Origin of the sequence: Laceyella sacchari, from assembly GCF_004343255.1 — a bacterium.
Taxonomy (GTDB): Bacteria; Bacillota; Bacilli; order Thermoactinomycetales; family Thermoactinomycetaceae; genus Laceyella; species Laceyella sacchari.
On the sequence record NZ_SMDD01000001.1, the window covers coordinates 558,492 to 570,486 of the forward strand.

Annotated in this window: 12 protein-coding genes and 1 pseudogene; 9 read left to right on the forward strand and 4 right to left on the reverse strand. The window is 44.6% G+C overall.

Annotated features, from left to right (window positions below):
* Positions 1-421 precede the first annotated feature (421 nt).
* Entirely contained in the window at positions 422-1,813 is a 1,392-nt protein-coding gene (locus EDC32_RS02665; RefSeq protein ID WP_132219901.1) for a helix-turn-helix domain-containing protein, read from the reverse strand.
* Positions 1,814-2,131: 318 nt separating this feature from the next.
* Between EDC32_RS02665 and EDC32_RS02670 the strand changes: the two genes are divergently transcribed.
* From EDC32_RS02670 to EDC32_RS02680, 4 genes are all read left to right on the forward strand, one after another.
* On the forward strand, positions 2,132-2,338 hold the full coding sequence (locus EDC32_RS02670) for a hypothetical protein (RefSeq protein WP_132219902.1): 207 nt from the start codon (positions 2,132-2,134) through the stop codon (positions 2,336-2,338).
* Positions 2,339-2,346: 8 nt separating this feature from the next.
* A complete protein-coding gene (locus EDC32_RS02675; protein ID WP_132219903.1) occupies positions 2,347-2,544 on the forward strand; it encodes a hypothetical protein in 198 nt (65 codons plus the stop codon).
* Positions 2,545-3,004: 460 nt separating this feature from the next.
* Positions 3,005-3,154, forward strand: coding sequence for a hypothetical protein (locus tag EDC32_RS16215; RefSeq protein WP_158283201.1), 150 nt, complete (start codon positions 3,005-3,007; stop codon positions 3,152-3,154).
* A 79-nt stretch (positions 3,155-3,233) separates the two neighbouring features.
* Positions 3,234-3,587: a hypothetical protein gene (locus tag EDC32_RS02680; RefSeq protein WP_132219904.1), complete on the forward strand. Its 354-nt coding sequence runs from the start codon at positions 3,234-3,236 to the stop codon at positions 3,585-3,587.
* A gap of 4 nt (positions 3,588-3,591) precedes the next feature.
* Here EDC32_RS02680 and EDC32_RS02685 read toward each other — a convergent pair.
* Positions 3,592-4,432: pseudogene (locus tag EDC32_RS02685) on the reverse strand (IS5 family transposase).
* A 192-nt stretch (positions 4,433-4,624) separates the two neighbouring features.
* Between EDC32_RS02685 and EDC32_RS02690 the strand changes: the two are divergent.
* The 5 genes from EDC32_RS02690 (at position 4,625) to EDC32_RS02705 (ending at position 10,045) form a co-directional block, all read left to right on the forward strand.
* Complete coding sequence (locus EDC32_RS02690) at positions 4,625-5,665, forward strand: DNA glycosylase AlkZ-like family protein (protein ID WP_132219905.1); 1,041 nt, start codon at positions 4,625-4,627, stop codon at positions 5,663-5,665.
* Positions 5,666-5,712: 47 nt separating this feature from the next.
* Positions 5,713-5,838, forward strand: a complete 126-nt coding sequence (locus tag EDC32_RS16695) for a hypothetical protein (RefSeq protein WP_281275206.1) — start codon at positions 5,713-5,715, stop codon at positions 5,836-5,838.
* A 315-nt stretch (positions 5,839-6,153) separates the two neighbouring features.
* A complete protein-coding gene (locus tag EDC32_RS02695) occupies positions 6,154-6,642 on the forward strand; it encodes a hypothetical protein (RefSeq protein ID WP_132219906.1) in 489 nt (162 codons plus the stop codon).
* A gap of 160 nt (positions 6,643-6,802) precedes the next feature.
* The gene (sleB, locus tag EDC32_RS02700; protein WP_132219907.1) at positions 6,803-7,591 is read left to right on the forward strand and encodes a spore cortex-lytic enzyme; all 789 of its coding nucleotides are present in this window, start codon (positions 6,803-6,805) and stop codon (positions 7,589-7,591) included.
* Positions 7,592-7,684: 93 nt separating this feature from the next.
* Positions 7,685-10,045 (forward strand): endonuclease MutS2, encoded by a 2,361-nt coding sequence (locus tag EDC32_RS02705; protein WP_132219908.1) that lies wholly within the window; start codon positions 7,685-7,687, stop codon positions 10,043-10,045.
* A gap of 158 nt (positions 10,046-10,203) precedes the next feature.
* On the opposite strand, the gene EDC32_RS02710 is transcribed toward EDC32_RS02705, so the two are convergent.
* Together EDC32_RS02710 and EDC32_RS02715 are read right to left on the reverse strand one after the other, a co-directional pair.
* Positions 10,204-11,322, reverse strand: coding sequence for a S8 family peptidase (locus EDC32_RS02710; protein ID WP_132219909.1), 1,119 nt, complete (start codon positions 11,320-11,322; stop codon positions 10,204-10,206).
* Between the two features lie 174 nt (positions 11,323-11,496).
* Positions 11,497-11,995: S8 family serine peptidase (locus EDC32_RS02715; protein WP_158283202.1), on the reverse strand; the 499-nt coding region annotated here is incomplete at its 5' end.

The window sequence follows — 11,995 nt, forward strand, 5'->3', positions numbered from 1 at the left end:
CTAGCCACCTTTTTTTCGCTTGTTTAGCGCTTTTTCGTAATGAATAATGGCAGTTTTGGAATCGTTCATTTTTTAGTAGTCACCGAGAGCAACCAGCGCGTGATGATAACGGACAATATCATCACTTTTTTTTGCTAACTCAATGGCGGCCTGTTATTATGAAAGAGAATGTTCAAAAAGACTCCGACTAAATTGCGCCCAAACGAGGAAATTGCTTTGGTTTTAATTTTTCTTGGATCGTAAAAAACTGGAGTTTACACTTATTTTAAATATAGGATATAATAATGATGGTTGTTTGATAAACGATAAATAAATAATCCTCAGAACCTTTAAAAAAGGTAATGAGGACTAATAAAAAATGGATCAGCTCTTATAACTCAGGAAAATAATAGGTGTTTTCTCTGAGTTTTTTTATTTTTTCTTAGCCAGATGGCGGTTCACCGATAGATCTACGGATCATCTTTTCTTCACCTCCCTCCAGAGTATCAGCATAGTCATCAAAGAACTCTCGTATAAACTTATTCGCATTGGGGTCACCTAATTTCACTAGTTGTTTACCCAAAATTAGATTAATTCGGTTCTTTAAATCTTGGAATGAATGTTGCTTACTTAATTCCCGAGCTTCATTCAAAATTTGAATGGCCTCGTCGTTTTGATGTTCCTTAAAATAAAGCTGTCCTAACATGATAAGTGCTTCACAATATCTAAATGCGTTATTGGCTTTTTTGGCGAATTTTGCTGCCCTTAGTGAATTGTCTATTGCTTTTTTGTTTTCTCTACTTTTAGAGTACAACAGGCCTAACTGGTTGTAAATATACGATAGCAGAGATTGACTGTCAATGAGCTTTTCGAACTTTAACGCTGTTTCAAAACAAAGCTGAGCTAAGTCAAGCTTATTTTTTTGTACGTGGATTTTACCCAAAGTGGTCCAAAGTTTACATAAACGGTTGTACATTTTATCAATACGAGCGAGCTCTATGCCTTTAAGTGCGTATTGGATAGCTTGTTTGTACATTTTAGATTTCATAAAAAGACTTGAGCGAACATCATACATATTTAGTGCGGCTTCTTTACTAAAGCATTTGCGATGATTTCTCTCTTTAGGAAAGATTATGTTTTCCATTTCATCAAGGGTTGATTGTGCACCATCAATATCATTCAGATTTTGCAAATAAATTGCTTTACTGATTAAGATCATTTCTTGATAATATTCTCGTTCTCCATCTGGCAAAAAACACATTGATGCTCTTTGGGAACAAGCCAGTGCTTCACGATAATTATTCTGTAAATACGCTATAATCCCTAGCTCATGATAGGCAGCTGCTTGCAAGTTTGAATAAGCTAGGTCCTCAAACTGATGCTGAATATTATAAATAGTGTCATAGAAATATTTGTGCGCTTTTTTCCAGTTCTTCTTGTGCATAAATACTTTCCCTTTTAGGTAGTTGCTATAAACTATAAACGGATTGTCATCCGAAAGATCTAGCTTCCTTATCATCTCAAGTCCTTCATCAGGATCTAACAAGTCGATTAAGTTTTCAGCAATATTCAATTTGATAATTATTTCTTCACCAGTATCCTTATTTTCTTCATCATTTTCAATAATGTAAAAGTCTGATAGATCCCGAGATGAATTTAGCTTTTTAAGTACATACCTCATTTTATCTTCGCTAACACCTGGTTTCCCTGTTTCGATTAAACTCAACAGTGGTTGAGTCAGAACATCGTCAACTAGATCTTTCTGTTGTAACTTCTGCCGTTTGCGTATCCTTCTGATGTGCTCTCCAAAAGCAGCACGATCAATTATATTCATTATATTCACCTCAAAAAAATTTTTTTCAAGGAGAAAGCGGAGTGAAATAGCCTGTTTTCGAATTTATTTCATTCCTTGTTCTGAATATTAAATGTATCGTGCTTTATATTAGAGTGAATTAGTCATATATTCTAATATATTTCATTTCGATAATTCGATATATTAGAAAATTTACATCCGCTTAATGCAGATTATATAATAAAGTCAAGAAAAACATCAACAATTTCTTTTATGCACTTGATATTCGTTTAATATTTGTACGGATGATATATTCAGACTAAATTTTCTATTCGAACTTTATCGCGAGGAGGGCTAAAAGTGGAACATTTTGCAAAAAGTAGCAAACCACTTGTAAAATTTCAATTCCAGCCTCTGAAAAAAATTACCTTTCATACAACTCAATCTACAAGGTTAACTTTTTCTATTGGATCAAAAGGAACTGTTCTCAAAGGTACTCAAATCGATGGTACTCAAACCATATGTATTCGCGGTACTGGCTTTCAGCTACTGGAAACGGGGGAGTGAGAGGGCTTATGTCTGAATGGGTAAAAAAGACAGAAGTAGTGCTCGCGATTTCCCATGTTTTAGCTAGTAAGGGGTTAACTGCTCAGCAGGTACAAGAAATATGTGACGAGATCGATAGACTATTTCCAGATATTAAGCTTGAAGTAAAAAATATCTACCGACCGCTGATCCTCGAACTTTCAGCTGAGAATCAACTAAGGGAATGAAAGATCATGGAACAACTAAAGCGAGCTTATTGGTTTACTTTTTGGATTAAAGATAATGGCCCATCAAAAGGCGAGTCAATAACATTTACCAATAATATGAGTCTCCGTAGAGCTTATTCTTTATTTTATTCCAATCTAAGATCATACAGAATAGGTGGCAGCGGACCAGATTCACGACCTGCAGGAATAAAAGATGTGTATTGGACTTTAAATGAAGTCTACTGTGACCCAGAAGGTATACTCACTATCTCACACCAAAAGAAACTCATGAAAGACTTAGTGAAATTGGTGTCCAGCCTGATTTCCCTCCGTGGATAGGGCATGACATAAAAACATATAGCGTAAGGAGGTGAGAGTCCATGAAAAGTAATGGTTTTGGCTTCTACAACAACCTAGATTCTCCTTTCATAACTCAATAATGATCAAGATCCCTTGATTTTCCTGTAGGGGAGGTGAGAATATGAGTGCTGCGATTGCTCAACCGATTGAAAAATCGGATAACAAGAAGAAGCTAAGACAACTCAAAAAGACATCAATTAAGTTGATGTCTCCAAAGAAGCCGATTGTCATGTGGTATGGTTGGAACGAAGATGATGGCGAAGGTAAGTAAATAGGTCAAGTAAAGATTCGACCCCATGTTTTGTTGAGTCCACTACCTAGGGGTCGAATCTTTCAAGGAGAGAATGCTCATGATTTATGAGTCAGATCATCTAATCCAAGTAGAAGTCGAATGTCCCTTTCCATCACAAGGGTTTGTCGCTCGTACTCTAGTTGAATGCCTAAGTAAGCGTTACCAGTCGTCGCCTTTAGAAAATGAGCATGCCCCAATGCTTCGGGACTTATGGGTTGGCACTAGAGATGAGATTAAACCATCCATGATGGAAAAAACAAAGTGGGAGCGCCCGTTTCGTTTTTACCCTAAAGATCATTTAATAAATGTTGTAATAGACGGGGCTTATTTTGTCCATCGTTTGCTGAAAGATCAAAATAAAACATTCCTTCTTGTGATAACGGGTGCAAATTACTTAGGGCGTGTCTGGTGAATGATTAATTGAGCCACATGATCAAGGAAATCAAGGTAATGGCAGCACAAAAATAAACCGCCCGTTTTTCATAACGAGTGGCGAAGCCACGCCATTGCTTCAGGCGGTTAATACAGCGTTCAATCACGTTTCGGCGTGAATATTGTTCTTTGTTGAAGGTCAGAGGACGTCCCGGCTTTTTTGCCCGACGCTCCGCCTGATCTCTGCGTTCGGGGATGGTATGGGAAATCCCACGTTTTTGAAGAAATCGACGACAAGACGGATAACTGTAGCCGCGATCGGCAATCAGATGATCCGGCCTCTTGCGAGGCCTTCCTTTTCCCAAACAGGGAACGGAAATGGAATCGAGTAATGCTTGTAATTGGGTACAGTCATGCTGTTGACCGGGAGTAATTGTAAAAGCAAGCGGTCGACCTTTTCCGTCACAAGCAAGATGGATTTTGGTCGTCAGACCTCCGCGGCTTCGTCCGAGTGCCTCATTCTGGAAGCGAGGGTTCCCCTTTTTTCGGCGCGCCTGCGGCGTGCTGATGAGCTCGGACAATCGTGCTGTCAACGAAAACAACCCAATCGACATCGGAAACGGCGTGGGAGTAAGTCTGAACATGCTTAAGCAAGCGATCCCACGTCCCATCCTTTTGCCAACGTGTAAAACGATAGTAGCAAGTTTTCCAAGAACCATAACGTGCAGGCAGATCCCGCCAGGGAGCTCCCGTCCCAAACTTCCATAGGATTCCGTCCAAAATGGTTCGGTGGTCTTTCCACTGTCCGCCTCGTTTCCCATTCGAAGGCAATAAAGGCTCGATCTTTTCCCAAGCCTCATCTGTAATCTCATAACGCCGTCTCATCATGATGTCTCCTTGCTTTTGTTGTTATGAACATTCTAACAGGAAAACATGATGGATTCACCAGACACGCCCTAATTGGCGGTGTATAGCAATGACAAGTCTAATTGAAAAGACAAACGACCAATTTGCTCCTAACCAAGTGATGAACTACTTAAAAAACATCATGTAGTTCCAGGGTATCAAAGCAACAGCGTGATTGATGTAGCTAATGATTTGCTTGGGCTTCATGCAGCGAGATTGCCAACCCCTTTTGTCTCCCTTGCAGTGCGTGTAAATAATTTTAACTCTAATATGCTATGGGAGCCTCTTTACAAAGATGGAGATCTTATCAAGCTGCGATGTATGAGACGAACCTTGCACATCTTATCACCTTTATTCTCACCAATAGCCCATCGTGCGACACTTTCTTTTCGGATTGCTGACTGTAATACAAAGTATAAAAAGATTCAAATCGATGACAGGAAAAAGGAAGAAATCAAATCAATTATTGTCGAGCTTGTTAAAGAAAATCCCTTATCTGCAAATGATATCCAATCATTAAGTAAGTTTAAACTTGGGTCATTGACTGATGAATACTCTCAGGCCATCTCTATTGCAATTAAAGAGTTATGGGAGAGTGGAGAGCTTTGCTATATTAATGAGTCACCCCATTGGGGAAAAGAGCAACGCTTATATGGGCATGCTCCAACACTCTATCCCAAGCATCGCCTTAATGATCTTTCTATAGAGGAAGCACGAAGAAGGCTTGTTTTTCATCATATTGATACGTTCGGTCCCGTCACAGAGGTTGATATTGCTTGGTGGTCGGGTCTTGGGAGAACGGTAATTCGGGAAGCAATTGAGCATTATGCCGAGAAATTGGTTAACGTGACCATCCAATCAAGTGATAAAACCTTCTATATGACCAAATCCAATTATGAGCATTTATGTAAGATACGGGATGAGAATGATCGTTGGATTTCGCTAATGGCTTATGAAGACCCGAGTTTAAAAGGTTTTTATGAAAGCCGGTTCCTTTATGTAGATATGCAACATTACAATCGTCTCTTCAATACAATTGGTGAAGTCCGCGCAAGCATCTTTTCTAACGGAAAAGCGATTGGTATTTGGTCAATAGATAAGGTGATGAAGAGAATTGATTGGGAAATGTTCGAGAAAACGGATCGGCAAACAAAGCATTATATTGAAAAGAAAATCAGTGAAATGAGAAACTTCTTGTTTGAACAAAGCTAGGCCCTGGGAGGAAACTTCCTCCTTGGGTTTAGTCGGAGGTCTCTTGAATGAAAAAAGGGAGATTGATTGTACTGGAAGGGAAAACGCTTGCTCGAAATTGGGTCAAAACCCTGACAGATAGGGAAGTGCCCGTGATTTACCTTCATGGAGCGTTATCGAGGGGATATATTTGAAAAAGACCAAACCAAAAATCACGTTAATCAGCGTCGGAGAGCCAAATCCACTAATCATCGCTGAAGCATATCGAGACCTATTAAATTAATTGTTGGACAAAACATATTTAAAAATAAGAGGACAGTCAAAGCGACTGTCCCCTTTTTATCTGTAAATGATTTCGATTGTAACATCTTCCTCCGGTCTCGTAAGAAGAGGATGGGATATAACCTGGGTATTTGAAGATGCCGCTGCTAGTGAGCCTCTAAAACAGGAGCTTATTAAAAGCGGCATAAAAATCAAATTTGAAAATTCAAGAAAAGTAGGTGTTGATTATGTCAAGACAGGAGTTTTTTTCTTCAAGAGATGAATTTGAGGAATGGCTTTTTTTTCAATCGGATGCAGTTGAAAACTTTATTGATGAGTTTCGTCACTTAAAATTGGACTATTCTCCAGAATCACTACTTAGACTGGAAAAATGGATTTTAGATCGGCATTCATCTCCCCAAACTTTAGTGAAAAATGAAAAGGCAGCAGTACTTGATGGTATGCTTCGATATGTTGGGCAAGTTTATGTGAAGCAGTTGAAATGGATATGGGATGTAGAACTGAACGATAAGAATTATGTTTTTTACAGTATGCCTTTGGTAAAGCAGAGAGACGATCACGACAATATCTATGCTGAGTCTCCGTGGTCACTTCTTTTGGCTAGTGTAGATCGTAGGCAGGGAGAGTATATGTATCGTATGTTTATGAACATGAAAGAGGATATGGAAGAAAAAAGTTTTTGTAAAAAAGAAAAGATTAACTTTATTAAAGATTGAACGTAGGTATATCATTGCTGATGGCTTGGGTGTAGGTGCTTATAGTTGGCGGAGTTGAAAAAAAGCTGGCTAAGTGAATTTTCCACCACAGGAATGAATCGGCGCCTGGTTCGGCATAATAACGAAAAATACCAACCTGGGAAAGGGTTGTTGTTTGCTTATGAAACGCCGAACCATATATCGAATTCTTCTCAGCGTGCTAGCGATGGCGCTCATGTTGTCTAGCGGGGCGACTTCATTGTCCGCGATGGCTGCACCGCCAGACGAAACTGCGGTGCCCGCTTTCGGACCGGGTGTGCTAAAGCCGGGAGCTAAGGGTAAAGATGTCAATGAATTGCAAGGCCGTTTGAAGTTGTTGGGATTTTACACGGGTCCGATTGACGGCGTGTTCACCCATCGCACCTATTTGGCTGTGCGGTTGTTTCAGTACCGCTTTGGTTTAAAAGTGGACGGGTCGGTCGGACCCAAAACGAAACTGATGTTATGGAAAGCGACGAAGCATTGGACCCCGTCCATGACGGAACCCAAAAAACAAATCGCCAAAAAAGCGGCACCAACTACTGGAACCAAGCTTCCGCGTTCTTCTAACGGCTTTAGCCAAAACGATTTAAAATTGTTGGCGCAGGCCGTTTATGCCGAAGGGCGTGGCGAACCGTATGTGGGTCAAGTGGCCATCGCGTCGGTGATTCTTAATCGGATTGAGAGCGACAAGTTTCCTGATACCGTATCTGGAATTATCTTCCAACCATTGGCATTTGAAGCGGTTGCTGATGGCCAGATTTGGATGGAGCCCGATGAGACGGCCAAAAAAGCGGTGATGGATGCGGTGAATGGATGGGATCCATCAGGAGGTGCGTTGTATTATTTCAATCCGGCTCGCGCGACTTCCAAATGGATTTGGAGCCGCCCTCAAATCAAGACCATCGGCAAACACATTTTCTGTCGATAAAGTCAGGCATCGAGCCTTTCCGGGGCTCGATGTTTCCTTTTGTTTGAACATGTTATAATGGTAGAGGATTTTATCGATAGAGGAGTTGTCGGCGTGGAACAGTGGACGCTGAAATCATTGGAGTTTCATCGAGTGAAAGAAATCGTCAAAGAACAAGCGGCGACGTTTTTAGGAAAAGAAAAAATAGATCAATTGGCGCCGTCCGCTGACCGCGACATGGTGGAGCAGTGGCTCGCTGAAACGCGGGAAGGGATGGATCTGTTGCGCCTCAAAGGAGATGTCCCCTTTGGCGGCATTCGCGACATTCGCGCCTCCATTCGCCGAGCCAAGGTGGGCGGCATGTTGAATGAAGCGGAGTGCTTGGATATCGCCACGACCATATCAGGCGGTCGCAAGGTGAAGTCCCACTTGCGCCAACTTGAAGTGGAGACGGCGCCTTTGCCGCGGTTGCGTGAACTGACTGAACAAATAGAAAGTCTAGACCAGCTGGAAGCGGAGATCTTGGCTTGTATTGATGAACATGCGGTAGTCAAAGATCAAGCCAGCCCAGAGTTGCGTCGCATTCGACAGCAAATGGACGGTGTTCGACAACAAATCCAGCAAACACTGAATCAGATGTTGCGCAGTTCCCATTACACCAAAATGATGCAAGAGCCGTTGATCACGCAACGGTTCGACCGCTATGTGATTCCCGTCAAACAGGAGTACCGGGGACAGTTTGGCGGCATTGTGCATGATCAGTCCTCTTCGGGAGCCACTTTGTTCATTGAACCGGAAGCCGTTGTGCAATTGGGAAACCGATTGCGCGAGTTGGAGATGGCCGAGCAGAAGGAAGTAGAGCGAATTCTGAGCCTGCTTACATCCAAAGTCGCAGAAGTGGCGGAAGAGCTGAGCCAGAATATCGAACGGCTGGGAGTGCTTGACTTTATCGTGGCCCGCTCCCGTTATGGTTACCTTGTTAAAGGGGTGTGCCCAAAGATTGCCGAAGATCGGGTGCTGGTGTTGAAACAAGCGCGGCATCCGCTCATTCCCAGCGAAGAAGTGGTGCCAATCCATGTGGAGATGGGAAAACATTATCAAGCCATCATTATTACGGGGCCGAACACCGGCGGGAAAACGGTCACTCTCAAAACTGTCGGTTTGCTGGCATTGATGACGCAATCGGGCCTGCCGATCCCCGCTCAGGAAGAAAGCGTGATGCCGATATTCAGCGGCGTGTTTGCCGACATCGGGGACGAGCAGAGCATCGAACAAAGCTTGAGTACATTTTCCGGCCATCTGACCAATATCATTGGCATTTTGCAGAAAATAGATGAGTCGAGTCTGGTTTTGTTCGACGAACTGGGGGCGGGGACTGACCCAACCGAAGGGGCAGCCTTAGCCATGGCTATTTTGGAACATGTGATTGAGCGCGGTTCCATGGTAGTGGCGACCACTCACTACAGTGAATTGAAGCTGTTTGCTCACACGCATCCGCAAGCGATCAATGCCAGTGTGGAATTTGATGTGGAAACCTTACGACCCACCTATCGCCTTTTGATCGGCGTGCCGGGGCGCAGCAATGCCTTTGCTATATCAACCCGACTCGGATTGCCGGCACCGATTATTGACTTGGCGAAACGGCACATTTCCAGTGAGGAGAACAAGCTGGAAGAAATGATCACCAGCTTGACAAATGAGCGCAAATGGGCTGAGGAAGAGCGCAAACAAGCGGAAGCGTTGCGAAATGAAGCGGAAGCATTGTATGAAGAATTACGGCAACAGATGGATCAATGGGAAGAAGAAAAAGCACGGCTCAAGGAAAGAGCTCGCCAAGAAGCGATTGAGGCTGTGGCCAAGGCGAAAACGGAAGCGGAAGACGTGTTAAAAGAACTGCGAGAGTGGGCGAAGTTGCGTCCGCAGGATATCAAGGAACACGAATTGATTGAGCTAAAAAAACGATTGGACGCTTCTATTCCCGAAGCGGCGTTGCCTAAGAAAAAGGCTGCCCGTCCGCCAAAACCGCAACAGATCCAAGTGGGGGACGAAGTGCTCGTTTTGACCGTCAACCAAAAGGGCACCATCGTAGAGGATCTGGGTCAAAATGAGTACCAAGTGCAGATCGGTGTATTGAAAATGAAAGTGCATCGGGATCAACTGGAGAAACAAGCAGCACCGAAACAAAAACCAAAAGCGAAAAGCCATGCGACGGTGAAACGGTCAACGGCTGATGTCAAACCGGAATTGGATTTGCGGGGCAAACTGGTGGAAGAGGCCTTAATGGAGATTGATCAATATCTGGACAAAGCAATTCTATCAGGTTACAAACAAATCTCTTTGATCCACGGTAAAGGTACTGGCGCTTTGCGCACAGGAGTGCAAGAATTCTTGCGTCGGCACCGCGCAGTGAAGACATTCCGTCTGGGAGCCCACGGTGAAGGTGGATCGGGAGTAACGGTTGTTGAGTTGCGTTAGAAACGAGGTTGGTTGCGACGGAGGGACGATATGAAGTATTTACCGCCAATATTGGGCACAGTGGCCCTGCTTTTCTTTCTGGTGGGAGTGATTTGGTTCATCATTAACGCTTAAAATGGGGAAAGCCCGGCGATCATGGAGTGATCGCCGGGCTTTTTTCAGGGGCAATGAATGCGTAGCCGGCCAAAGGTTTGTCCTGCGACGGGGGCCGGACATTGTTCTTCAATGGTGTAGCGGATCTGGGAGTTTGTCTTGCCAAGGCTTGCCAGGTAGGCCGCAGTTCCGCTGACAAACGCGGTGGAGAGGGATACGCCGGACATCGTTTTGTAGGTATTGCCAAGGTAAGTAGTGATGATATTTAGTCCAGGTGCGCCGATGTCAATCCAATTTCCGTATGAGGAGAAAGAGCATTTGTTATCGTTTGGATCGGTGCAGGCAACGGCGATCACATTGGGATAGTAAGCCGGATAGGAGGGAGACGTGTTGGCGGAACTGCCTGCCGCGGCGACGAGAACAGCGCCTTTGTTCCAAGCGTAATTCACCGCATTTTCTAAGACGGAACTACTGGTGGACCCGCCCAAGCTGAGGTTGATCACCCGTGCCCCTTGATCTGCGGCATACGTGATTCCACTGGCGATATCGGCGAACGTGCCACTTCCGCTGTTGTTCAGTACACGAATGGCCAAGATTTGCGCCGTGTTGGTCGTTCCTGCAATGCCGATGGCGTTATTGATTTTGGCTGCAGCGATTCCGGCGACAGCGGTGCCGTGACCGTTTTCATCTTGCGAGATGCTGTCATCATCGACAAAGTCCCAGCCCTGTATGACTTTTCCACTGAGGTCTGGGTGGTCGGATTGAACGCCGGTATCAATCACTGCCAGTTTCACCGCGTTTGCGGTTCCCTCAAATGGGCCACCGATCTTTTGCAAGCCCCACTGTTGCGGATAGAGGGGATCATTGGGAACAGCCAGGGCTTGTGCGAGGTAATTGGGCTCTACGTATTCCACATATGGCGATTGTTGGTACCGTTTCATCATGTCGGGAACCGATGTGCCTTGAAATTGGATGACTTCAAACCCTAACTGGGCGTTTTTCTCCAGCACGACAGCCCCGTGTTGTTGATGGAAGTTTGCCTTTGCTTTCATGGTCAAGTTGGGTTTGAATTTGACTATCAATTGGCCGGGTGCGTAGGGCGGAGAAGCGGCTTGCGCGGTGGAGGAAACCGGCCATGCCAGAGCCAACAGGATGATGAAAATAATCATTGCGCATTTTCTCAAGATGGTCACCTCTTGACAAAAGGTCGGGAAAAGCGTGAGGCTCCTGTATCCTCACTTCATAGGGCCGGTGCGGGATGGTTTCAGATTGATCATCGTGCCGAAATCCCAGAAGGAAAGCTGGATGCATGCGGAAAGCTGACCACACCCAGTTGGGTATGGTCAGCGGTTGGTAGTTCAGTATTGAACAGCTTTGTAAGCGTTGACACGTCCTTTGGCCCAGTAGGTGCCAGTGCCGCTGATTTTGTCGGCGGTGTTTTCAATGGCGGCGCGGATATTGGAAGCGCTACGGCCTTGGGAAGCCAGGAGTCCAGCCACACCAGCTACGTGAGGAGTAGCCATGGAGGTACCGCTCAAGGAAGCGTAGGTGCTGGTCGGGTAGGTGGAATAGATGCTGGAACCAGGAGCAGCTACATCTACCCAGGAACCGTAAGTGGAGAAGGAGGATTTGTTGTCATTTTGGTCAGTGGAAGCTACCGCGATGGCGTTGGAATAGTAAGCGGGATAGTTAGGAGCGGTGTTGCCGGCGTTACCAGCCGCGGCCACGACAACGGAACCTTTGCTCCAAGCGTAGTCGACAGCTTGTTGCAGACCGGAGTTACCAACGGTGCCGCCCAAGCTCAAGCTGATGACTTTAGCGCCTTGGTCTGCAGCATAGGTGATACCGTTGGCGAAC